The organism is Polyangiaceae bacterium, assembly GCA_015075635.1.
Taxonomy (GTDB): Bacteria; Myxococcota_A; Polyangia; order Polyangiales; family Polyangiaceae; genus JADJKB01.
On record JABTUA010000002.1, the window covers coordinates 2,728,376 to 2,751,206 of the forward strand.

Here is a 22,831-nt window from a genome sequence, read left to right on the forward strand (position 1 = left end):
GGCGCGGTGGTTTTGTCTCGGCATGAAAGCCTCCCCCGTCGAGCTCATCGTCAAGAAGCGTGAGGGGGGCGCCCACCCGGCGGATGAGATCCGCGGGCTGGTGGACGCCTTCGTGAGAGGCGAGATCGCCGACTACCAGATGAGCGCCTGGCTCATGGCGGCGTTCTTGCGCGGCCTCGACGACGCCGAGACGGTGGCGCTGACCGAGGCCATGCTGCACTCCGGCGACGTCCTCCGTTTGCCGAGCGTGAAGCGCGGGAAGGTGGACAAACACTCCACCGGCGGGGTCGGCGACAAGATCAGCATCTGCCTGGCGCCCCTGGTCGCCGCGTGTGGAGTCGCGGTGCCGATGATCTCCGGCCGCGGCCTCGGCCACACCGGCGGTACCCTCGACAAGCTGGAGGCGATCCCAGGCTTCTCGGTGGACGTGGACGCCAAGCGCTTCGAGCGCATCGTGCGCGAGATCGGCGCCTGCATGATCGGGCAGACCGCCCGCCTCGCGCCGGCGGACAAACGCATCTACGCCCTGCGCGACGTCACCGGAACGGTCGAGAGCATCCCGCTCATCGTGGCCAGCATCCTGAGCAAGAAGCTCGCCGAGGGCATCGACGGGCTGGTGCTCGACGTGAAGGTCGGGCGCGGCGCGTTCATGAAGGATCTCGACTCCGCGCGCGAGCTGGCGCGTGCCCTGGTCCGGGTCGGCACGCGCGCGGGCAAGAAGGTGGTCGCGCTGCTCACCGACATGAGCGTGCCCATCGGCACGACCATCGGCAACGCCCTGGAGACACGCGAGGCCATCGAGCTCCTGATGGGCAAGGGCCCCGCCGACACCCGCGAGCTCACGCTGCGGCTCGGCGCCGAGATGCTGCTCCTGGGCGGCGCCGCCAAGAAGGCCCCGGAGGCGCGCCGGCAGCTCGAGCGCGCCATCGCCGACGGCAGCGGGCTCGCCGTGCTCGGCCGCATGGTGAAGGCGCAAGGCGGCGACGTGCGCGCGATCGAGGACCCGTCCCGCCTACCGACCGCCCGCCACCGCGTGGAGGTCCCGGCGAAGAGCAGCGGCTTCGTCACCGCCTGCGACGCGCTCGAGCTCGGGCTCACCGCCGTGGCCCTCGGAGCAGGTCGCACGCGCGCGGACCAGAAGGTCGATCCCGCCGTGGGCATCGAGCTCTGCGCGAAGCCGGGCGACCGCGTGACCAAGGGTCAGCCCCTCGCCCTGCTCCACCTCTCGAGCAAGAAGCACGCGCCGGAGCTGGTCGCCCGTACCGCCGCCGCCTTCACGCTGGGCCGGCAGGCCCCGCCTCCCCGCCCCCTGGTGATCGAGCGCATCGCGAAATGAGAGAACGCAGAGCAGGAGAGCTTCGGCTCTTGCTGTGATTCCGAGAATCGAAAGATGCTTCCGTTGCGTCGCGACTCTGTGCCGACGCCCTGGCGAAAATCTCTCGCCGTCAGTGCAGCCGCTGCCCCGGCTTCGCGCCCTGGTCCGGTGAGAGCAGGAACACTTCCTTCTCACCCGGACCGGCCGCCACCACCATGCCCTCGCTGACTCCGAACTTCATCTTGCGCGGAGCCAGGTTCGCCACCATCACCACCAGCCGCCCCACGAGCTCCTCCGGAGCGTAGGCGGCCTTGATGCCCGCGAACACGGTGCGCGTCGTGCCGCCGCCCAGGCAAAGCGTCAGCTTCAGGAGCTTCTTCGCCTCCGGAACGGCCTCCGCCGCCACGACCCGAGCGACCCTGAGGTCCACCTTCCCGAAGTCGTCGATGCTGCACTCCGGGGCCAGCGGCTCGGCGGCCAGGGCCGCGCCGTCGTCGTCCCAACCCGCGGGCTTCTGCCGCGCGACGTCGGCCTCGGCGTTCATGCTGGCGGCGATGACCGCCTCCACCTTCTTGGGATCGACCCGCTGCATCAAGTGTTTGAACTCCGCCACCGGCGTCCCGGCGAGCGGCGTCTTGGCGTCGTCCCACGAGCTCAGCGGGGCTCCCAGGAGCTCCGCCGTCTGCTCGGCCAGCTTCGGCAACACCGGCGCCAGGTAGACGACGATCTGACGGTAGAGGTTCAAGATCACCGTGCACACGTCCCGGAGCTCGGCCGCCTTGCCCGGGTCCTTCTTCAGCGTCCAAGGCTGGACTCGATCGACGTATTCGTTGGCGCGATCCGCCAGCGCCATCACGGCGCGCATCGCGCGGGCGTAGTCCACCGCCTCGTAGGCCGCGGCGATCTCCTCGCCCGCCAGGACTCCGTTCTGGAACAGCCCTTCGTCCGCGGGATAGGCGGCCGAGAGCCCGCTCTCGCGCACGAAGCGTGCGGAGCGGCTGGCCAGGTTCACGACCTTGCCGACGAGATCCGAGTTCACCTTCGCGACCAATTCGTCGAGCGCCAGGTCGATGTCCGCCGGCCCGGAGCCGAGCTTCGCGGCGTAGAAATAGCGCAGATACGCCGGATCCAGGTGCTCGAGGAAGGTCCTTGCTAGCACGAAGGTGCCCTTCGACTTGCTCATCTTCTCGCCGTTCACGGTCAGGAAGCCGTGCACGTGCACGTGGGCCGGCAGGCTGAAGCCCGCGGTCTTCAGCATCGAGGGCCAGAACAGCGTGTGGAAGTAGGTGATGTCCTTGCCGATGAAGTGGCGGATCTCGGTCTCCCCACTCCGCCACCAGTCGTCGAAGCGCTCGCCGGTCGCGTCGCACCACTCCTTCGTCGAGGCCATGTAGCCGATCGGCGCGTCGAACCAGACGTACCAGTAGTTGCCGGGAGCGTCCGGGATCTCGAAGCCGAAGTAGGGCGCGGGGCGGGAGACGTCCCAGTCCCGGAGCGGCTCCGACAGGAAGTGACCCGCGAGGTAGTTGGCGATCTCCGGCTGCAGCCGGCCCCCCTCCTGGGTCCAACCGCGCAGGAACTCGTGCAGCGCCTCGATCATCACGAACAGGTGCTTGGCGCTCCGGAGCTCCGGCCGAGTGCCCGATAAGGTGCTGACCGGGTCGATGAGCTCGTGCGCCGAGAACGTCGCGCCGCACTTCTCGCAGGAGTCGCCGTATTGGTCCGGCGCCTTGCAGCGCGGGCAGGTGCCCTTCACGAAGCGATCCGCCAGGAAGGTGCCCTCCTTCGCGTCGAAGAGCTGGGTCACGTCCCGCTCCACCACCAGCTCCGCCCGGCGCAGCGCCGCCCAGATCTCCTCGCACAGCGCGCGATTGGCCGCCGAGTGGGTGCTGCCGTAGTGGTCGAACTCGACTGAAAAACCGGCGAAGTCCCGCTGGTGAGCCACGCTCATGTCCGCGATCACCTCCTCCGGCGTCCGCCCCTCCTGGCGCGCACGCATCATGATGGCGGTGCCGTGGGTGTCGTCGGCACAGATGTAGATGGCGCGGTGCCCGCGGAGCCGCTGGAAGCGCACCCAGATGTCGGTCTGGATGTACTCGACCAGGTGGCCGATGTGGATGTGCCCGTTGGCGTAGGGCAAGGCGGCCGTGACCAGGATGCGACGACTCATCGGGCGCGCAGCCTATCACCGCTCGGAGCGCCTTGGGCAGCCGCCCGCGGCGCAGGCGCGTCGCGGGCGGGGCCTCGGCGCGTTCGCTTACTGCGGGACCGGAGCGCAGCAGCCCGTCACGCAGTAGCTGCCGGCAGGACAGGGCTGCTGGCCCGGCAAGCCGCACTTTTGCTGACCGACGGGGCAGGTCTGCTCCGTGCACTCCGGCGGCAGGGTGGGCTTGCCCACGCAGATCTCGCAGTTGCCGCAGGTGTTCAAGCAGGACGGGACCTGCACGCACTTGTGGCAGTTGTTCGCCGGGTCTGGGTTGCCCGCGAGGATGTCGTTGATGTCACACGTGCCGGGCGACTGCTTGTTGGGCGACGAGCCGAGGTACACGCCCACGTTCATCGTCACTCCGTGCGCGACCACCGTGCCGTAGTTGAGCTGCGGGAACACGCAGCAGCCGAAGCAGTCGCACCCGTTCGGGACCAGCGGACCGCAGTAGCCGGTGGCCACGGTCGGCTGGCTCATGTTGCCCGCGCACTGCGCCGACTGCGAGCCCGCGTAGTCCGCGCAGGACTTGTTGCCCGGGAACTTGAAGTTGGGGTCATAGGCGCAACCGTCACCGGCCTGCGGATTCGGAGCGTTCGGGTCGCAACGGTGATCCCAGTTGCAGTCGTCGTTGCCCGCGCCCGAGTCGGCGTCGAAGTAGCAGTCCATCTTGCAGGCCGCGTTGTTCTGGCCGGGGATCTCGCCCTTGAACCCGCCCTCGTTGTCCGAGCAGGTGCCGATGCAGTGCGGGTCCGCCGAGTCCACCTTGCAGTCGTTGTCGTTGTCCAGGCAGTCGCCGCAAGCGTAGGTCTTGCCCTGGCAGGTCCCGGGAGTGCACCACTGGCCGCAGCCGCCCTTGGCGGGCACGCAGGTCTCGCGGCAGCCGCACAGGCTGTCGTCCGGCTTGGACACGCAGCCGACGCCCTCGACGCAACTCTCCACCGTGCACGCGATCCCGTCCGAGTTCGGGCACTGGAGCGGGCCGGGGCTCGGCACGCAGCCTGTGGTCGCGTTGGCGTTGCCGGCGGTCGGATCGCAGGTCTCGGCACCGTTGCATGTGCTCGAGTCCTGACAGGCGGTGTCGTTCGGCGTGGAGATGCAGCCGACGCTGTCGATGCACGAGTCGATGGTGCAGCTCTTGTTGTCGTTGCAGGTGAGCGGCGTCCCGCCGACGCAGCCCGTCGCGACGTTGCAGGTCTCGACGCCGTTGCACAGGTTGCCGTCGCTGCAGAAGGCGTTGAACGGCGTGTGCGAGCAGGCGCCGGTGCCCGGGTTGCACTCGTCGAAGGTGCAGGCGACTCCGTCGTTGCAGTTCACGGCGTTACCGGGCTTGCACTGGCCGCCGGCGACGCTGGTGTCGCAGGTCTCGACGCCGTTGCACAGGTTGCCGTCGCTGCACTGGGCGTCGGTGGTGCAGTTCTGGGTCACGCAGCCGGTGGGCGGCAGGCAGAGCTGACCGCCGGTGCACTTGGTGTTGTCCGGCGTGGTGTCGCAGCTGTCCGTCGCTTCGTTGCAGCTCTCGACGGTGCAGGCGAGCCCGTCGGTGTTCGGGCAGGAGATGGCCGTACCGGGCTTGCAGCCCTGGTTGACGTCGCAGATCTCGGTGCCGTTGCAGTAGAGGCCGTCCTGGCACAGGCCGTTGTTCGGGACGTGGGCACAAGTGTCGTTCGCCTCGTCGCAGCTGTCGGCGGTGCAGCCGAGGCCGTCCTCGCAGTTCGGGGCGGTGCCCGGAACGCAGCCGGTCGTCGGGTTCGCGCCCGAAGTGCCGGGAGCGCAGGTCTCCGCGCCGTTGCAGAAGAGGCTGTCGCTGCACGCAGCGTTGTCGTTCACGTGCGTGCAGGTGTCGTTGGCTTCGTCGCAGGCGTCGGTGGTGCAGCTCACGCCGTCGGCGCAGTCGACGGGGGTGCCCGCTTTGCAGCCGGTGGTCGAGCCCGAGGGGGCGTTGGCCGGATCGCAGGTCTCGATGCCGTTGCAGTACGAGCCGTCCAGGCACGCCGCGTCGCTGTACACCGTCTTGCAGGTCTTGGTGCTCTCCTCGCAGATCTCCGTGGTGCACGACTTGCCGTCGCTCGGGCACACGATGGGCGTCCCGGCGACGCACTGGCTGTTCACGCACTGCTCGACGCCGTTGCAGTAGGTCCCGTCGTCGCAGTCGCCGGCGGTCACGCACTCCACCGTGCCGCCATCACCACCCGCGCCCGCCGCGCCGCCGGTTGCCGTGCCTCCCGCACCCGCCGCGCCGCCGGTCGAAGTCCCGCCCGTGCCGCCGGTCGAAGTCCCGCCCGTGCCGCCGGTCGAAGTCCCGCCCGTGCCGCCGGTCGAAGTCCCGCCCGTGCCGCCGGTCGACGCGCCACCAGCACCCGCCGCACCGCCGGTCGACGTGCCACCGGCGCCGCCGGTCGACGTGCCACCGGTGCCGCCGGTCGACGTGCCGCCGGAGCCGGCCTGGCCGCCGGTGGACGTCCCGCCGGTGCCGCCGGTCGATGTGCCTCCGGAACCCGCCTGGCCGCCCGTCCCGCCGGTGCTGCCGCCCGAGCCCGCGACGCCGCCGCTTCCGGCTGCGCCACCCGTTCCAGCTGCCCCACCTGTCCCAGCTGCTCCGCCCGTGCTGCCGCCGCTGCCGCCGGAACCGCCGCTTCCGCCGGAACCGCCGGTCGGGCCGTCGGTTCCCGCGTCCTTCTTCCCGCCGGAGCCGCCTCCGCCCTCGTCGCCCCCACCACATGCGACCGCACCGAGCAGCGCACACAACCCCACGACAGCGATACTCCGAAGCTGTTTCATGACGAGCCTCACGGGCCGGCCGAGCCGGCAAAACTACGGATGAACGGAAACCCTACTTATAGATGAAGACGCCCTTCAAGTCTTCCGTTCTCGATATCGGCACGCCGGCTTTGATGCTGGTCGCCCGGAACTGGTAGTACATGCCCGGCTCGAGGGCCGGACCAGCGTAGAGGGCCTCGGCGGGTTTGGACCCCTTGGGCCCGAGAACTCCCTCGACCTTCCACACCTCGGTCCCGAAGGCGTCATAGACCTCGACGGTGTAGCTGTCCTCGCTCGAGTCGTCCTTCCAGCTGAAGGTGGGCGTGCCGCTCACCTCCTGCCCGCCGTCCGGTGAGATCACGTCGAGCGCGCCGGTGATCTTGAAGCTGGTGACGGTCGTCGTTCCCGGCACCGTGATGTGCTGGATCTCCGTGCCGCCGATGCTGGTGTCCGGATCCCGAACCAGGAAGTCGTTCTCGAACGCCCCGAGCACGACGTACTTCCCATCGGGGACGTTCGGGATGGACCAGTCACCGCTGACGTTCGCCGCGCGCAGGCCCGGAGGCGCCTCGCCACGCGCTGCGTTCTCGACGAAGGTGTCCTCCACCACCAGGATGATGCTGGTGTTCTTGCCGGCGCCGGGGTTCACGATCGAGACCTTGCCGCTCACCGTGGTGGTCGCATCGCCGAGCACGTCCAGGTTCACGTCCTTGGTGGTCTCTCCGGCCTTCACGTCCGCGGTGGCGGGCTTCAGGTTCACGCCGGCCAGGTAGCCCGTGACGCTGACGTTCCCGGCCGGGACGTTGAACACGGTGTAGACTCCGTCCTTCCCAGAGGTCGCGGTGACGCTGCCCGCGACGACGAGGGTGCCGCCGGGGTTCTCCGCCAGCACCTTGCCGGAGACACTGCCGAGGCCCGCCGTGTTCTCGAGCGGGATCAGGCCGATGTCGGTCGCAGCGTTCTGCACGACCAAGGGCTCGCCGGTCGCGGTCGCGATGTCGACGGGCAGCGCGACGCGCGGAGCCTTGGGGAACGTGAGGTAGCCCTGGGCGTCCGCGCGAAGCGTGTAGTTGGTCGTGATCGGCTTGCCGTCGGCGTTGCGGGGCGACGGCACCACGAGCTCGTAGGTCCCGTCGGCGGCGGTGACCGCGATGCCCGAGATCGCCACCTCGTTGGCGTCGCGCGCGACCACGTGGGCGCCCTCGATGCCCGCCGCCGTGGTGGTGTCGAAGACCTTGCCCTTCACGCTCACTGGCGCAAAACATTTGGGCTCGCCACCAGTGACCTGCTCGCAGACTTGGCTCTCTTCGCAGCCCGTTTGAGCCACGACGTCGCAGGGCTTGTCCGTGTTCTCTTCCTTCTTGTCGTCGTCCCCGCAGCTCGAGAGCAACGGCATCAATCCGGCGAAGAGCAGGCTCACGACCAGTCGCCGCGCGCTCATGACGGCACCGCCTGGCAGCAGCCGGTGATGCAGTAGTAACCGCCCGGGCACGCCGCCTGACCCGGCAGGCCGCAGGGCTGTTTGCCGGTCGGGCACTGCGGCTCGGTGCCGGCATCGGTGCCCGCGTCGGTGCCGCCGTCCGGCGGGTAACACTCCGCGGGCAACGTGGGCTTGCCGATGCAGATCTCGCACTTGCCGCAGCCGTTGAGGCAGGCCTTGACCGGCGTGCAGGGCTTGCACTTGGCCGGGTCGTTCAGGCTGGCGACGTCGCAGCTCCCCGCGCCGTTGACCTCCGAGCCCAGGTAAACGTACTTGCCGCCGCCCGCCGGCAGCTCACAGCAGCCGAAGCAGTCGCAGCCATTGGGCGTGAGCGGCCCGCAGTAGTCCGTGCAGGTCTGGCTCTGCGCCGCGTCGAGCTCAGCGCAGGACTTGCTCGTCCCCGGCGTCTTGACGTTGGCGTCGTAGGGGCAAGCGGAGCCCTCCGGCGGGTAGTCCGGCGCCACCGAGAGCGGGTCGCACTGGTGGTTCCAGTAGCAGTCGTCGTTGCCCGGACCGGTGTCCTGGTCGAAGTAGCAGTCGGCCTTGCAGGGGGCTTTGTTCTGGCCCGGGATACCGCCGTAGTAGGAGCCCTCGGTGTTGTCGCAGGGGCCGAGGCAGTCCGGATCGTAGGCGTCGATCAGCCCGTCGCCGTCGTTGTCGAGGGTGTCGCCGCACTGGTAGGTGTGGCCCTGGCACGTCGAGATGCCACCGTCCGGGTTGAATCCCCCGCCGATGCCGCCGGTTCCGGACGTCCCGGAGCTGTTGCCGGTCCCCGCCGAGCCGTCGCCGCTGGCGCCGCCACCCCCCGCAGCACCGCCGGAGGAGGTCCCGCCACCGCCGGAGCCCCCGGAACCGCCGTCGTCCGAATCGCTGCCACATGCCATGGCCAGGCCGAGGGCCAACAGAACCGAGACACCCAGAGCTTTTCGAAGCTGCATGATCGTCACCTCACCCAAGCTCTCGAGTGTAACGGATCGAGACGCTTCGCCAATTTCTTTCCAGGTGTGGGGCGAGGTATGAGGAGGTCGTGAGGGCGCCGCTCGTCGCGTGGATCCTACTGTTTGCCGCGCCTGCGGCAGCCGAGGAGACCGACCCGTGGTGGGGGCGCGACAAGGCGCTCCACTTCGGTGTGTCCGCCGGCCTCGCGGCCGGAGCCTACGCCACCTCTTCGTTCGTGCTCGACGAGCGCTGGCAGCGCGCCAGCGCCGGCGCGGGCTTCTCGATCACACTCGGCGCCGGCAAGGAGCTCTACGACGCCGCAGGCTACGGACACCCGAGCGCGAAGGACTTCGCCTGGGACGTCGCGGGCGCGGCCGTGGGCACGGCCATCGCGTTGCTCGTCGACGTGCTGATCGCGCCGAAGCAGCGCGAAGCCGTGCGAGCAGGGCGCGCGACGCTGGTGACGCGCTGACCTCGCCGCGCTACGCGGGCGACCATGAAGCTCCTCGACGGAAAGGTCGCGATTGTCACGGGTGCGGGAGGCGGCATCGGGCGCGCCACGGCGTTGCTCCTCGCACGCGAAGGCGCGAAGGTCGTGGTCAACGACGTGGGCGGCGCCCGCGACGGCAGCGGCGAGAGCGCGTCGCCCGCCGAGACGGTGGTGGCCGAGATCCGCGGCTTGGGCGGCCAAGCGGTAGCCAGCCCCCAGAGCGTCGCGACCCGCGCAGGCGCCGAGCAGATCATCGCGACGGCCGTCAAGGAGTTCGGCCGGGTCGATGTTCTGGTGAACAACGCAGGGATCTTGCGCGACAAGACCCTGCTCAAGATGGATGACGAGATGTGGGACGCGGTGATCGGCGTCCACCTGAAGGGCACGTTCCTCTGCACCCAGGCGGCGGTGGCCCAGATGCGCGCCCAGGGCTCGCCTGGCAGCGTCGTCAACACCACCAGCGTCTCGGGCATGCTCGGCAACTTCGGCCAGGCCAACTACTCCGCCGCGAAGGCCGGGATCTACGGCTTCACGCGCACCGCATCGATCGAGCTGCAACGCTACGGCATCCGAGTCAACGCCGTCGCGCCCATCGCCAAGACGCGCATGACCGAAGATTTGCCGATGTTCGAGAAGATCCAGAGCATGACGCCGGAGCACGTCGCCCCGGCCCACCTGTTCCTGGCCAGCGAGCTGTCGGGCGATCTTACCGGCGCCGTGCTCTCGGTCGCCGGGGGCAAGCTCAGCGTCTACAAGGTCGTGGAGAGCGCCGGGAAGTTCAAGGACTCGGACCAAGGTGTGTGGACGGCACGAGAGATCGCCGACCACTGGGAAGTGATCTCCAAGGTTTAGAGCCGCTTCCCGGGCCCGCCTTCCATCTGGCCCCTCGATTGCTGGTCCAGGGGTCGGATGTTACGTTAGTCGAGCCTTTCGACCGCCCGTGCCGCGATGACTCGCGACTCGAACATCCCGCTCTTCCTCTGGATCGCCACTGCGTTGCTCGCGCACCTGGCCTGGGGCGGGGGTGCGTCCAAGATGTCGAAGGCGTTCGAGGAGACGCTGGACATCAAGCGTTTCGCCCAGAGCGTGCAGCGGCAAGTGCGCGGCGGAGCGACCGTGGAGGTGGCGCTGCTCGACGAGTCGGCGAGCGAGGCGCCGCCGCCCGAGGAGAGTCCCACGCCGCCTTCGGCCAAGGAGGAGGACCCGAGCACGGAGCCGTCGGAGGAGCCGTCGGAGAGCGACGAGGCGAGCAAGAAGAAGGAAGAAGAGGCGAAGAAGGAAGAGCAGGCCGAGCCGGACAAGCCCGAGGCCCCGAAGCCCGAGCCGCCCAAGCTCGAGGTCGAGAAGAAAGCGAAGGAAGAGAAGAAGGCCGAGGAGCCCAAAGAGCTGCCCAAGATCCAGGCCAAGAAGCGCGTCGCGGTGGTGCAGCACGTCGACGACCCGAATCAGAAGGACAACCCCAACGCGGCTCACATCGCGGACCACGCCAACCGCGTGAAGCAAGAGACTCAGGCCAGGATCACCGCCACCGATCAGAACGATCCCAAGCCCACCCCGGGCGGCGCGCACTCCTCGGCCCAGAAGAACCCAGGCAACTCCGACGAGTCGCGAGTGGCTCAGTCCGAGGACAAGGCCGGGGAGCCGAACCAAGCGCCGACGACCCAGGACGACCCCGGAAAGCCGGAGAAGACCGCATCATCGGCCGCCCCGCCGCCTTCGCCGGGCCGGGATCCGAAGGCGCCCGGCGCCGAGACCGGGAGCGAGACGTCGAAGCGGGCGGGCAAGGATCCGGCGCAGAGCGGGCAGAAAGCACAGGCCGCCAAGGAGGAGGTCGAGGCGACTCCAGACACGGCGAGCTCCGGCCAGGGGAGCTGGTCCGTGGCCGAGGCGCGGGCGGGCCAGGCGGCCCAGAAGGCGAAGCGCGCGAAGAAGAAGCGCCTGCCGCCGATGAAGGGCTCGGGCGGCGCGAGCGACATGCTCGGGCTCGGCGCGCTGGGCACCACCTCGAGCGGCGTGAACCTGAACCTGTCACCCCAGCAGGCGCTGGCCGCGGTGGGACGCGACCGACTGGTCAAGGAGAAGAAGCGCGACGCCGAACGCCGGAAGAGCGCCCATCGCGGCTCGTGGAAGTCCCTGGGCATCGAGCGCTGGCGCGCGTCCATCGAGAACTACGTGGCGAGCGTGAAGCCCGGCAACCAGACCGCGCTGAATACCGCGCGGGTTCCCTTCGCGAGCTACCTGAACTCGGTGCACAACCGCCTGCACCCCATCTTCGCGGACTCGTTCCTGGCTTCCCTCGACGGGCTGCCCGGCGGGCACCCGATGAACCGCGCCGACATCAAGACCCACCTCGAGATCGTCCTCGACAAGGACGAGGGCAAGGTCGTCCGCATGGGCGTGACCCACACCAGCGGGGTGACCGCGTTCGACATCGCGGCGCTCGAGAGCGTGATGCGGGCGAGCCCGTTCGGCGCGCCCCCGCGGGAAATCGTCTCTCCCGACGGCAACGTGTACTTTCACTGGGAGTTCTACCGGAACCCGTTCTACGCCTGCTCCACCTATTTCGCGCACCCGTTCATCCTGAAGGGTGCGCCCAAGTCCGCGCCGCCAAGCGTCGATCCGCCGAAGTGGCGGCCGCTCGATCCGAAGGAAGGCTCGCCGGCCGACCAGCGGCACGGCTTCGACTGGCCGGCCCCCACGCTGGAAAAGCGGGCATCGCTCAGGTAAGAGCGAGGCGCGACGATTCCGAGCGAGCCGACCATCGGCGAGGCCGCGTGTGACCCAGATCGACGGGCAGGGCACCAGCACGAACGACACCCCGGGGACCGAAGGCGCCCCCGAGCCGGCGTTCGAGCCCAAGGGGGAAGAGGGCCCCTCGTCCCGGGAGGCGCCGCCCAGCGAAGCGCGCCACTCCCACGCTCCCGCGCGGCTCTTCACCCGCGCTCGGCGCTGGGTACTCGCCGCGATCGTCATTCTGTTCTTCCTCGCGTTGGTGTCTGGCCGCATCGTCGTGCCCGCGCTGCTCGGCTGGCGCTCGGGGCTCGAGCACTGGATCGCGCGCTCCGACACCGCCGCCGCGCTCCTCGGCCAGCTCGCCGTCGTCGCGGGGTGTTTGATGGCGATCCAGCTGCTCATCGCCACCCTGGTCGAGAGCAACCTGAGCGTCGCCTTCCGACTCGTCGCGGCCCCGACCACGGCCGGCGTGGTCACGCTGGTGATGGCGTCGGCGACGCGCGAGCTCCCGCTGCTCTTGGCGCTGGGCCTCGCCGTGCTGGCGTCCTTCATGGCGCTGTTCGCCAGCGTGCCGACCTTGCTCCAGCAGCACACTCGCGCCGCGGGGCTCGTCGTGGGTCTGGCTGGGTCGAGCGCGCTGATCGGCGTGACCGCGCGGGCGCTCGCGGTCTGGGCCAGCCACGAGGCGTTGACGCGCCTGTTCCGTGCGGCGCAGACCCTCGCCACCATCGCGTTCGTGCTCGACCTGGTCGCCCTGGGAGTCGCCATCGCGTGGCTCACCGCCCGGCGCTGGAAACCCCTGGTCGCGGTCTGGGTGCCGGTCGTGGCGCTCGGGGTCTGGCTGGCCGTGGCCAGCTTGTACGCATCGCCCCGCCCCGACGGCGTCCTCGGCCTCGTCACCAAAGCGGTGCACGCCTTCCTGCGGCACCCCTTCCCATTCGTTCCGGGCGTGCTGCACTTCGCACTGGCCACGACCCTGCTCCTGGCCGTGCCCGCCACGCTGTTCGGGCGTGCCAATCGACCCTACGCCCGCAGCGCCGTGGCGCTCGCGTTGCTCGCTCACACCGGGACCGACATCCCCGTCTTGGCGCTGGCGCTGCTGCTCGGATCGCTGTTCGCGGCGCTGGCTGCGGCCCGAGAGCGGCCGGAATCAGCGCCCGAGCCAGTACCCCAGGAGCGGGATCGCGAGGCACACCAGGGCCAGTAGGCCCCAGGCCCACCAGCGCATCGGTGGAGGTCGGCTCATGGCGCCGTCAACGCCAGGCACCCGTAGACCACCAAGAGGTAGGGCAGCGTCGCCAAGAACAAGCCGCCCGCCCAGCGCTTCAGATCCGGCGCGCCGAGGCCGCGTACCGCGATCACGATCTGCGCCACGCCGAGCGCGGCCGCGACCAAGACGTAGGCGACGCCTCCGAGGCCCATGATGGCCGGCGTCAGGCTGACCGCGAGCAGCAAGCACGAGTAGGCGACCACCGCGCGCTTCGCGGCCGGCACCCCGCGCACCGACGGGTAGACGGCGAGGCCGGCGGACTCGTACTCGGACGCGCGGAAGATGGCGATGGCCAGAAAGTGGGGGATCTGCCAGACCAGCAGGATGGCGAACACGCTCAGGGCCGAGAGCGTGAGCCCACCGGTCATGCTGGCCCAGCCGATCAGCGGCGGAATGGCGCCGGGCAGCGTGCCGATGTGCAGCGCGAACGGCGTCACCCGCTTGAGCGGGGTGTAGACCAGCACGTAGCTCAGGAACGCGACCGAGCACAGGAGACCCGAGAGCGGGTTGACCAGGAAGGTGAGCGCGACGAGCCCCGCGACGGCCAGCACCACGCCGAACCACAGCGCCACCTCCGGAGAGATGCGGCCCGAGGGAATGGGCCGCTTGCGCGTGCGCTCCATGAGCGCGTCCACGTCCCGCTCCAGGTACATGTTGAGGGCGTTCGCCGCGCCCACCACCGCCGCGGTGGCGACGACCGTGACCGCCAGCGTGGACAGCACCACGCGTCCCGGCGCGAGGATGGCGCCGATGGCAGTCGTGACCAGGACCATGCGCGTCACGCCCGGCTTGGTGAGCTGGACGAGTGCACCGAGCACGCGAGAGACGTCTCGGGTTCGAGTCGGTCCTGCCACGTCCGGGGTCATGTTAGCCCAAAGGGTCCGCGCTCAGCGTTCGGCGGCCGCCACGGCCGCACCCAGCACGGACAAGGCCTCTTCGATCACCGATTCGGCTGCCGCGTAAGTGTAGCGCACGTGCCCCGGAGCGCCGAACGGCTCGCCGGCGACGGCCGCGATGCCGCACACGTCGAGCTGCCAGAGGCTGACGTCGTCGGCGCTGCCCAAGCGCTTGTCCCCCCACTTGATGCCGTACAGACCCGTGACGTCGGGGAAGGCGTAGAAGGCCCCGCGCGGCCAGTCGCAGCGGATGCCGGGGATCTGGTTCAAACCCTCGACCATTCGGCGGCGGCGCTCGGCGAAAACCCGCGCCATGTGTTGCATCGGCTCCCGGGGGCCGAGCAGCGCGGCCTCGGCCGCGACTTGGGCGATGGCCGTCGGGTTGGTGGTGGACTGACCCTGGACCTTGAGCATCGCCTTGGCTACGGCGGCGGGAGCGATCGCCCAGCCGATCCGCCAGCCGGTCATGGCGTAGGTCTTGCTCACGCCGTCGACCACGATGATGCGATCGCGGAGCTCTGGCGCGAGCCTGGCGAGCGACACGTGCGCGAAGCCGTCGTAGGTCAAATCGCCGTAGATCTCGTCGAGCACGATCCACACGTCGTGCTTCTTCAGCACCTCGGCCAGCGCCGAGAGCTCGCCCGCGTCGTAGGCTGCCCCGCTCGGGTTCGAGGGGGTACACAGAATGACCGCCTTGGTGCGCGGGCCAATCGCGCGCTCGAGGGCCTCAGGCGTCATGCGGAAGCCGTTGTCGGCGGAGGTCTCCACGATCTTGGGGACACCTTCGAACAAGCGAACCTGCTCGGGGTAGCTGACCCAGTAGGGCGCGGGGATCACGAACTCGTCGCCGGGGTCGCAGAGCACCATGGCCAGGTTGAACAACGCGTGTTTCGCCCCGACGCAGACGGTGATCATCTCCGGCGTCGGGCGCCAGCCGCGGTCGCGCTCCGTCGCCACGCAGATGGCCTCGCGGAGGCTGGCGGTGCCCTGGACTGCGGTGTAGTGCGAGCTCTTCTCCATGGCCTGGGCGGCCACCTGGCGAATGTGCTCGGGCGTCTCGAAGTCGGGCTCCCCGACGCCGAATGCGTACACCTTGCGGCCCGCCGCTCGAAGCTCCGCCGCCTTCGCGGTCATCGCGAGCGTCGCGCTCGGCACCACTGCGTCCAGTCGCTTTGCCAGGTTCCTCGGCACCATCAGCTCCCTTCGTCTTCGTCTTCCTTCCGCGAGCGCTTGGCCATCACGTGACGCCGGTTCTGCACGGCTCGCTCGCGGCCCGCGCGCAGCTGCTCGCGGGGTTCGTCTTCGTCTTCGTCTTCGTCTTCGTCTTCGTCTTCGTCTTCGTCTTCGTCTTCGTCTTCGTCTTCGTCTTCGTCGGGCTCCCGGCGGCGCTCGCCGCTCATGCTCTTCTTGAACGCCCGAACACCTTCACCGAGCCCGCGACCAATCTCCCCGAGCCGGCTCGCTCCGAAGACGAGCAGGACCAACAAGACGAGGACAGCCAGCTGCCAGGGGCCGACACCCATGGGGAGTCGCGCTTCCTATCACCGTGCGCGGAGCCGGGCAACGCACACCGCGGACTCGACTCGGGCAGGCATGATCGGATCACGATCATGGGCGAAAACCACCACCTGACGACGGGAGCGCGCCGCTCTCCCGGTGAGCTCACTTCCACCAGAGAACCTTGCCGCGCGCGCGCGAGCTCGAGGCGAGCAGACGCGCCGCCGCGGCGAGCAGCACGAGCGCGACGGCGCCGACGAACGGCACCGCGAGGTACGCGGCCGCAGGCAACGTGCTCGCGTCCATTCGGCTCAGCGAGACCAGCACGCCCAGGGCGGGCAAGGTGCCGAAGGCGAGGGCACCGAGGCGGCGCGTGATCCCGAGCGCGAGGACGGAGAGCGCCGTACCCAACGCCAGAATGATGGCCGTGGTGGCGGCGAGCACGCTGCGTACACCGACCGTGAGCTTCGCGCTCCGGCCCCAGCCGGGCAGGCCGCGCACCGTCCCCTGCTTCACGCTCAGCTCGAGCCGGTAGCGCTCGTCGAGCTTCTTGGTGACGACGCGCAGGTCCGAGAGGCGCACCTCGCGCAAGTCGTCGCTGGGGGTGAAGCTCTGCGCGGTGAACCTCGCGTTGTCGGCGAGCCCCGGGAGCCTGCCGGCGACGCGAGGTGGCTGCCCGGGAAAGCACAGCCAGGTCACCCCGACCAGCGGCACCTCTGCGCTCCGGGGCGTGGTGGCGCGCGCGCAGCTCGCGCGGCCCTGAGCCAACAGATCCACGGCGAATCGGCCCGGCACGTCGGCGCTCGAGCCCCACGCCAGTCCGACCAGGACGGCCAAGAGCCCGAACGCGGCCAGATGCGGCGCGGCGCTCGCGACCAGGCGCGCCGGCGAGACCCCGAGCGCGAACAGCGCGCGCGCGTCGCCGCGCTCGACGAAGCTCGCCGCGCCGAGGGCGGCGCCGAGCGGGGCCCCGACCACGAGCGCCGCCTCGGTCGCGGCCGCGCCGAGCGCGCGCGCGAAGGGCAGCGCGACCTCGAGCGGGACCTCCGGGGCAAACAGCCAGGGCAGAAGGCGCACGGTCCCGGCCGCGATCCCCAGGGCCAGCACGACCAGCATCGAGAGCGCTGCTCCCGCAAAGATGCGCTCGCCCAGCTTGCCCACTTCCCCTTGGTTTAGCCTGAAATGGCCGGCTCGGCGCGGCGGCCGAACACCTGTACGGACGCACCGGTGCCTGAACCCTTGGTGGCCGGACGGGGGCGGGGTACTCTCCGCGAACATTTTGGCACGGAGGGACACCGGAACCCCGGCACCCCTGCCAGCGGAGGAACGATGCGCATTCTTCACATGCTTCCGGCGGCCGCGATCGCGGCGTCTCTGGCGCTCGGCGCGAACCCCGCCCGAGCCCAGTCGGAGGACAAGACCGAGGCCAGCCCGACGGGCAAGGGCATCACTGGCGGCGTCCTGCTGGGCGCCGAGGCCGTCATGCTGGTCGAGGCCGCCATGAAGGTGAAGAAGCCCTGGGCCTACGCCATCGGCGGCATCGCCGGCGGCATCGCCGGCGGCGTGGGCGGGTACTTCGCCGAGGACTCCGGCGACGCGAAGCTCAGCATCTACCTGCTCGCCGGCGGCATGGCGCTCGCCATTCCCACGACTGTGGCCGTGCTCAGCGCCGCCGCGTACGAGCCGCCGGCGGACGTGACCGAAGACCGCCGGCCCGCCGACGAGCCCGTGGCGGAGCCGCCGCAGCCCGGCGCGCCCCCGCCACCGCCCCAGGGCGCGCAAGGTGCCAAGCGGTCAGAGCCCCGCCGCGTGGCGAAGCGCCCCGCGGAACCCGCAGTGCTCTACCCGGCGGTGCCGCCCGCGCTGGTGGGCTTGAGCCCGCGTGCGCTCACGCTGGGGGTACCGGCGGTCGAGGTCAGGAACGCCTACTCGCGCGCCGAGCTGATGCAGTTCGGCGTGAAGCAGGCCACGGAGGTTCGCGTTCCGGTCATGAGCTTCGTGTTCTGAGGGCGCTCTCGCCTTGGAGAAAACGGCAGCTTTCCGCTAGCATCGGAGGTCCTCTTCCTCCCTTCGCCAAGGACGAACGATAAAGCAGATGGCACAAGCAGCGCCGCAACGCTCGGGATCACGTGGACGCGGTGAGGATCCCGCGCTCGGCAAGGTCATCGCCGGACGCTATCGCCTCGAGGCGCGCATCGGCGAAGGCGGGATGGGCATCGTCTACCGCGCCCGGCACGTGCTCATCGACCGAGTGGTCGCGGTCAAGCTGATCCGACCCGATCTGCGCGGCGAGACCCACCTCCGAGCCTGGATGCTCCGGGAGGCTCGTGCGGCGAACCGGGTGGACCACGCGCACATCATCGACATCCACGACATCGGCGAGACCGACGAGAGCGAGCTGTATCTGGTGATGGAGTACCTGATCGGTACCCCGCTCTCCACCGAGCTCGCGCGCGGACCGATGCCGCTGACCCGAGCCGTGGACATCCTGGAGCAGATGGGCGCCGCCCTCGCCCGCGCCCACGACCTGGGCGTCGTGCACCGCGACCTGAAGAGCGACAACATCCTGCTCACCCAGCGTGGGGGCCGCAAAGACTTCGTGAAGATCCTGGACTTCGGCCTGGCGGCTCTGGCTCACGACCCGCGCCTGGCCCCGAAGGGCGCCGTGTTCGGCACGCCCGAGTACATGTCCCCGGAGCAGGCCCGCGGCGAGCAGGCTGGCCCGCAGTCGGACCTGTACGCCCTCGGCGTGTTGTTCTTCGAGATGCTGGCGGGACAGCTGCCGTTCCGCGCCGCGGACCGCGACACGCTCTTGGAGATGCAGCGCACGGCGCCGGCACCGCGCCCGACCAGCATCAAGAAAGACGTCAACCCCGTCGCCGAGAAGATCATCCTCAAGCTACTCGAGAAGGACATCCGAAAGCGCTACCGCGACGGCCACCACCTGCTCGAGGAGCTGAAGGCCCTCCAGCGCTCCTTGCCCAGCACCTCGTGGGACAAGGAGAGCCCTGGCGAAGCGCAGCCGCAGGCCGCGCCGCCGCCCCCGCCGCCGCCGAGGTCCACGCCGGTGACCGAGTGGGCGAACCGAGCCGGTCTCTTCGCACGCATGCTCGCCCGCGCGTTCCCCTCCGGCAACGCCACCCCCGAGCTGACCCAAGCGATGGCCGCCATCTGGGAGGTCACCGCCAAAGCGAACGGGCTGGAGGGAGAGATCGCCAGCCACACCCGCAAGCTCGAGGCGCTCGAGCGCCGCGGACGCGCGCTCCGCGCCGAGATTGGCCGCAAGGTCGAGGAGCTCGCGCAAGAGGAGAGCCGCTCGCTGCGGGACGCTGCCGCCTACGGCGAAGAAGAAGAGACCGCACGTCGAGAGCTGGCGGCGGCGATGCAGATGGCCAAGGACAAGGTCGCCCAAGCCGACGCGGCGGAGCGCGCCGGGCAAGGCAACCGCGCCATCTACGAGGCCGCCGGCGCCTCCCGCGCCATGGTCGAGGCCAAGCGTCAATGGCTGAGCACGCGGGAGACCCGCCGCACCGGTCGCGAAGCGACCGCCCGGGACCTGCGCCGCCAGATCGAGGACCTGCGAGCCCAGCTCGCGCGCTACGCCGAGGCGCTGGAGGAAGACCTGGCGAGCGGCCGCGAGAAGGTGGCGGGTCGGACGCGTGAAGGCATCCGCATGGAGCAGACCTTCACCGACTCGAGCCACCTGCTGACCGAGGCCCTCAAGGACCGCCCCGAGTGCCGTGACCTGATGGCGCAGCTCAAGAGCAGCGACGCCGCGCAGGAAGCGCCGGAGCAGCCCTGGACCAACATGAGCGGCCGCGTGATCAGCTGACCCGCGCCCGAGAGCTCACTTCGGCAGCTTCGCGCAGAGGAAGCTCTTCAGCTTGACCAGGTTCTTGGCGTCGCGCTGGAACGCGGGCTCCTTGTAGCCGTCGGCCCAGGTCCGCACCTCGCGCACGAACACAGCCAAGACGCTCGCGTCGGCGAGGATGTCGTCCACGGTGCGCCCGCGCGAGGCCGTGCCACCGAGGCCGGCGACGTAGGCCTCCAATCGCGAGAAGTCGTCGCCCAAGAAGTCGCGGATCAGACCCGTGTCAGCCGCCAGCCGCGACACCACGGGATCCGCAGCGTCGCCAGCGCCGGCCCTCGACGCCGCGACGCGGAACACGAATGCGTCGTCGATGAAGCCCAGGTCCTCGATGCCGTCCGGGATCAGGTCGAGGGACTTGAACAAGTAGTTCAGCGCTGCTGCGGAGCTCTTGCGCACGGCGGCGGGCGCTGACTCGTTCTCGACGAGCGCCGCCAGGGCGCGCGCGTCTTCTCCGAGGGTACGCAGCCAAGTCGGGAACGCCTCGAGGCAGCGGCTATCGAGCTCAGTCATGGTGGGCGCGTTTTACCCGAGCCCAGCTCGGACGTCACCACTTGCCGACGAACAACCCCGCCGCGAACCCGAGCATCAGCGCGATCAGGGCGATGATGAGCGCGAGCGGCAGCGGCACCGCGAGCCCCCGCTTGGGGAGGGTCACGACCTCCACGGCGGGCGCGCCCGGCTGGGAAGTTGCCGCGCCCCCGGGCAGGCTCGCCGAGACGGCCGTGTCGCCGCCGAAGCGCCGGGGCACTTGGGCGGGGCTCGGCGGCGGGCTCGAAGCGTAGTGACCGGGCGGCGGCGCCGACGGGTAGTGGCCGGGAGGCACCGAGCGATGCTGTCCAACGGAGACGGCCGCTGCCGGGTCCGGCGGCGGCATCTGGCCAGAGCGCGCCACGCTCTCGAGCGCCTGCGCCATCTCGTAGGCGCTCTGGAAGCGCTGCTCCGGGTCGCGCGCGAGCGCGCGCTGGAAGAACGGCCCCCAATGCGCGTACTGCGGCGCGACGCGCTCGATGGGAGTCGGTTCGCTGGTGAGCACCATGGTGACCCGAGCGAACTCGTTCTCCGCTTCGAACGCCGGGACCCCTGCGAGCAGCTCGTAGAACAAGATGCCGCAGGACCACAGGTCGGCCCGGGCATCGGTGTGCTTGATGTCCTTGATCTGCTCTGGGCTCATGTAGCCCGGCGTTCCCAGCAGCATGCCGGTCCGCGTCTTCCGGTGCATGCCGCCCGCCGCGTCGAGCACCAGAGAAATGCCGAAGTCGAGCACCTTGAGCTCGCAGCCGTTGGTCGTGTCGCCGGTCAGGAACACGTTCCCAGGCTTCAGGTCCCGGTGCACCACGCCAGCGGCGTGCGCCGCCGAGAGCGCTCGCAGGATGTTCTGCACGATGCCTACGGCCTGTTCTACGGGGACGCGCCCGCGGTTCATGCGGTTGGCCAGCGCCTCGCCACGCAAGAGCTCCATCACCAGGTACGGCGTGCCGTCCGCAGCGCGCACCGCCTCGTGGACGCGCGCGATACCGGGGTGGTCCACGCGCGCGCTGGCTTGCACCTCGTTGAGGAAGCGCCGCACGATCTCCTGGTTTTCGCCGAACTCGGAGCGCAGGATCTTCACCGCGACCCGACTCTGACCGTCCACGGACTCGGCCTCGTACACGACGGCGAGCCCGCCCTGCCCCAGCACGCCGACCAGCCGCCAGCGACCGTCGAGAGTCGCTCCCACGAGGGCCTCGGGATCGTCGAGCTCGACCATTCTCAGGCCTCGAACAAGGACAGCTGCCGCGCTCGGGCGCGCGGCGCGGCGGGGCTCGGTGGTGGGGAGACCTGACGCACCAGGCTGGACTCACGGCGGAAGAAACCCTCCGTGTGGAAGGTCTCGGCGAGCCCCAAGAGCGCGAAGTCCAGGTGGTGGCAGACCTCGTGCAAGAGCGTGCGCAAGAAGGTGCGAAACGCCACGACCTTCTCGTGCTCGGCGGTTCGCATCCAGACCTCGATGTGCGCGCGCCCGTCGCTCTCCAGCGTGTAGAGACCGTGCAGCTCGCCGTCGTGGTTCTTGGGCCGCTTGGCCAGGACGCGGACCTTCACGCTTCGGACCCCTAGCGCGAGCGTGATCCCAGACACCAGCGCCTGGGCGGCTTGGGCGACGACGCGCCGGTCCTGGCTCGAGAGGGCGCGCCGGAGCGCCGCCGCGTGCTGTCGGTGGACGGCGAGCTTGGGCAGGGTCACGGCGTGGACGCCGTCGCTCACGTCGTAGATGCGTTTCGCCTTCGCAGAGAGCGAACGATAGTAGGGGAAGCGGGCCAATGCGGAGGCATTCTACATGAGGCGACTGCCCGTCATCCCGTCTTCCGGCAGCACACCGTGATGGCCGTGTTCGGGTCGCCGCTGATGGTTCCGCTCGGGATGCCGCCGCCGGGCGTGCAGCCGCCGCCGAGGACCGGTGCCTTGGTGCGCCTGTAGCCCCACGCGGGCCAGAAGTCGTTGATCTCGTCGCTCACGTCGGTGCAGGTCGTGCTCGAGACCTTCTTGCCTCCGCCGGCGCACAGCGCGTCGTCGTAGAACTCGTACTCGGCCAGGCACGTCACTGCTCCGGGTACACAGGTGCACTCCGAGCACTTTCGCTGGTCGAGCGCCTTCTGGAAGATCACGGTCGCCGTCGGCCAGTCGCCAGGGCAGCTGTGCTCACCCGGCAGGTAGATGCAGATCGAGGAAGCGTAGACGTCGCTCCCGAGCGGCACGCACGCGGAGCCCGCCCCACAGGAAGCGTTGCTCTTGGTGGGGCACAAGTCCGCGCGCAGCTTCCAGCTGTCCATCGGCGTCGGGGTCCCGCCGCTCGGGGTGCAGGTGCCGGGGGTCGTCACCGTGGGGCCGCCCAGCATGCAGGACAGCGTGGGGCTACCGGTCTGGCCGTTGCAGTCACCGTTGCCCTTGGTGAAGTCCTGGAAGCTAGCGCAGGTCGAGTTGTAGCCGCACACCAGCGGCACGCTGCACGCTCCTCCCTGGATGGGACCACAACCGCAGGGCACGCAACCGCCGGCGCCCGCCGGGTCACTGAAGAACGGCTGCGGGTCGGCGCCGTCCGGACATTGCGGTCCGGGCTGCGTCTCCGAGTAGGGGGCGACCGAGACGAACGCGTAGCCCCACTGCTCCGGCAGCTTGGGCACGCACTGGAAGCCCGCCGCACAAGTGGTGGGCGCCGTGCCTGCGACGCCCCCTACGCCGGCGCCCGCGCCGTCCCCTCCGACACCGCCGAAACCGCCGAAGACGTTACCGCCGCTCCCCGCGGCGCCGCCGGTGGAAGGCGCGCCGCCGCGGAGCTCGATGCTACAGCCGAGCGCGAGGAGCGCCGCGAGGGCGCAAGCGAATTCGGTCCTCGAAGCCAC

19 protein-coding genes are annotated in these 22,831 nt (G+C 70.0%); 7 read left to right on the top strand and 12 right to left on the bottom strand.

Going from position 1 to position 22,831, the window contains the following annotated elements; translation table 11 throughout:
* Positions 1-22 precede the first annotated feature (22 nt).
* Positions 23-1,336 (top strand): thymidine phosphorylase, encoded by a 1,314-nt coding sequence (locus HS104_28370; GenBank protein ID MBE7483867.1) that lies wholly within the window; start codon positions 23-25, stop codon positions 1,334-1,336.
* A gap of 109 nt (positions 1,337-1,445) precedes the next feature.
* Here HS104_28370 and metG read toward each other — a convergent pair whose 3' ends face one another.
* From metG to HS104_28390, 4 genes are all read right to left on the bottom strand, one after another.
* Positions 1,446-3,485, bottom strand: coding sequence for a methionine--tRNA ligase (gene metG / locus HS104_28375; protein ID MBE7483868.1), 2,040 nt, complete (start codon positions 3,483-3,485; stop codon positions 1,446-1,448).
* A gap of 87 nt (positions 3,486-3,572) precedes the next feature.
* Positions 3,573-6,299, bottom strand: a complete 2,727-nt coding sequence (locus HS104_28380) for a hypothetical protein (protein MBE7483869.1) — start codon at positions 6,297-6,299, stop codon at positions 3,573-3,575.
* A 52-nt stretch (positions 6,300-6,351) separates the two neighbouring features.
* Complete coding sequence (locus HS104_28385) at positions 6,352-7,719, bottom strand: carboxypeptidase regulatory-like domain-containing protein (GenBank protein MBE7483870.1); 1,368 nt, start codon at positions 7,717-7,719, stop codon at positions 6,352-6,354.
* Positions 7,716-8,696, bottom strand: coding sequence for a hypothetical protein (locus HS104_28390; protein ID MBE7483871.1), 981 nt, complete (start codon positions 8,694-8,696; stop codon positions 7,716-7,718). Before HS104_28390 ends, HS104_28385 begins: the two co-directional genes overlap by 4 nt.
* Before the next feature lie 89 nt (positions 8,697-8,785).
* Here HS104_28390 and HS104_28395 point away from each other — a divergent pair, with 89 nt between their 5' ends.
* The 4 genes from HS104_28395 (at position 8,786) to HS104_28410 (ending at position 13,127) form a co-directional block, all read left to right on the top strand.
* Positions 8,786-9,169 carry a hypothetical protein gene (locus HS104_28395; GenBank protein ID MBE7483872.1) on the top strand — a complete coding sequence of 128 codons (384 nt, stop codon included), beginning with the start codon at positions 8,786-8,788 and terminating at the stop codon, positions 9,167-9,169.
* A 24-nt stretch (positions 9,170-9,193) separates the two neighbouring features.
* On the top strand, positions 9,194-10,039 hold the full coding sequence (locus HS104_28400) for an SDR family NAD(P)-dependent oxidoreductase (GenBank protein MBE7483873.1): 846 nt from the start codon (positions 9,194-9,196) through the stop codon (positions 10,037-10,039).
* 96 nt (positions 10,040-10,135) lie between these two features.
* Positions 10,136-11,914 (top strand): energy transducer TonB, encoded by a 1,779-nt coding sequence (locus HS104_28405; protein ID MBE7483874.1) that lies wholly within the window; start codon positions 10,136-10,138, stop codon positions 11,912-11,914.
* Between the two features lie 49 nt (positions 11,915-11,963).
* Complete coding sequence (locus HS104_28410; protein ID MBE7483875.1) at positions 11,964-13,127, top strand: hypothetical protein; 1,164 nt, start codon at positions 11,964-11,966, stop codon at positions 13,125-13,127.
* 35 nt (positions 13,128-13,162) lie between these two features.
* Here HS104_28410 and cyoE read toward each other — a convergent pair whose 3' ends face one another.
* The 4 genes from cyoE to HS104_28430 form a co-directional block, all read right to left on the bottom strand.
* Positions 13,163-14,008 (bottom strand): protoheme IX farnesyltransferase, encoded by an 846-nt coding sequence (cyoE, locus tag HS104_28415; protein MBE7483876.1) that lies wholly within the window; start codon positions 14,006-14,008, stop codon positions 13,163-13,165.
* Between the two features lie 69 nt (positions 14,009-14,077).
* Entirely contained in the window at positions 14,078-15,220 is a 1,143-nt protein-coding gene (locus tag HS104_28420; GenBank protein ID MBE7483877.1) for a pyridoxal phosphate-dependent aminotransferase, read from the bottom strand.
* A 59-nt stretch (positions 15,221-15,279) separates the two neighbouring features.
* A complete protein-coding gene (locus HS104_28425; protein ID MBE7483878.1) occupies positions 15,280-15,609 on the bottom strand; it encodes a twin-arginine translocase TatA/TatE family subunit in 330 nt (109 codons plus the stop codon).
* Between the two features lie 139 nt (positions 15,610-15,748).
* A complete protein-coding gene (locus HS104_28430; GenBank protein ID MBE7483879.1) occupies positions 15,749-16,744 on the bottom strand; it encodes a hypothetical protein in 996 nt (331 codons plus the stop codon).
* Positions 16,745-16,912: 168 nt separating this feature from the next.
* Between HS104_28430 and HS104_28435 the strand changes: the two genes are divergently transcribed.
* Positions 16,913-17,590: a hypothetical protein gene (locus HS104_28435; protein MBE7483880.1), complete on the top strand. Its 678-nt coding sequence runs from the start codon at positions 16,913-16,915 to the stop codon at positions 17,588-17,590.
* Between the two features lie 88 nt (positions 17,591-17,678).
* Entirely contained in the window at positions 17,679-19,415 is a 1,737-nt protein-coding gene (locus tag HS104_28440; GenBank protein ID MBE7483881.1) for a protein kinase, read from the top strand.
* 15 nt (positions 19,416-19,430) lie between these two features.
* Here the strand turns inward: HS104_28440 and HS104_28445 are convergent, their stop codons facing one another.
* Genes HS104_28445 through HS104_28460 form a run of 4 tightly spaced genes read right to left on the bottom strand, consistent with a single transcriptional unit; the run spans position 19,431 to position 22,831 of the window.
* Entirely contained in the window at positions 19,431-19,964 is a 534-nt protein-coding gene (locus tag HS104_28445; protein MBE7483882.1) for a DUF1232 domain-containing protein, read from the bottom strand.
* Between the two features lie 34 nt (positions 19,965-19,998).
* Complete coding sequence (locus tag HS104_28450; protein ID MBE7483883.1) at positions 19,999-21,201, bottom strand: protein kinase; 1,203 nt, start codon at positions 21,199-21,201, stop codon at positions 19,999-20,001.
* 2 nt (positions 21,202-21,203) lie between these two features.
* The gene (locus HS104_28455; protein MBE7483884.1) at positions 21,204-21,752 is read right to left on the bottom strand and encodes a hypothetical protein; all 549 of its coding nucleotides are present in this window, start codon (positions 21,750-21,752) and stop codon (positions 21,204-21,206) included.
* Between the two features lie 32 nt (positions 21,753-21,784).
* A complete protein-coding gene (locus HS104_28460) occupies positions 21,785-22,831 on the bottom strand; it encodes a hypothetical protein (protein MBE7483885.1) in 1,047 nt (348 codons plus the stop codon).

Coding starts and splice junctions, on each gene's coding strand:
- HS104_28370 (MBE7483867.1), top strand. CDS start 23: ATGAAAGCCTCCCCCGTCGAGCTCATCGTCAAGAAGCGTGAGGGGGGC.
- metG (MBE7483868.1), bottom strand. CDS start 3,485: ATGAGTCGTCGCATCCTGGTCACGGCCGCCTTGCCCTACGCCAACGGG.
- HS104_28380 (MBE7483869.1), bottom strand. CDS start 6,299: ATGAAACAGCTTCGGAGTATCGCTGTCGTGGGGTTGTGTGCGCTGCTC.
- HS104_28385 (MBE7483870.1), bottom strand. CDS start 7,719: ATGAGCGCGCGGCGACTGGTCGTGAGCCTGCTCTTCGCCGGATTGATG.
- HS104_28390 (MBE7483871.1), bottom strand. CDS start 8,696: ATGCAGCTTCGAAAAGCTCTGGGTGTCTCGGTTCTGTTGGCCCTCGGC.
- HS104_28400 (MBE7483873.1), top strand. CDS start 9,194: ATGAAGCTCCTCGACGGAAAGGTCGCGATTGTCACGGGTGCGGGAGGC.
- HS104_28405 (MBE7483874.1), top strand. CDS start 10,136: ATGACTCGCGACTCGAACATCCCGCTCTTCCTCTGGATCGCCACTGCG.
- HS104_28420 (MBE7483877.1), bottom strand. CDS start 15,220: ATGACCGCGAAGGCGGCGGAGCTTCGAGCGGCGGGCCGCAAGGTGTAC.
- HS104_28425 (MBE7483878.1), bottom strand. CDS start 15,609: ATGGGTGTCGGCCCCTGGCAGCTGGCTGTCCTCGTCTTGTTGGTCCTG.
- HS104_28435 (MBE7483880.1), top strand. CDS start 16,913: ATGCGCATTCTTCACATGCTTCCGGCGGCCGCGATCGCGGCGTCTCTG.
- HS104_28440 (MBE7483881.1), top strand. CDS start 17,679: ATGGCACAAGCAGCGCCGCAACGCTCGGGATCACGTGGACGCGGTGAG.
- HS104_28445 (MBE7483882.1), bottom strand. CDS start 19,964: ATGACTGAGCTCGATAGCCGCTGCCTCGAGGCGTTCCCGACTTGGCTG.
- HS104_28450 (MBE7483883.1), bottom strand. CDS start 21,201: ATGGTCGAGCTCGACGATCCCGAGGCCCTCGTGGGAGCGACTCTCGAC.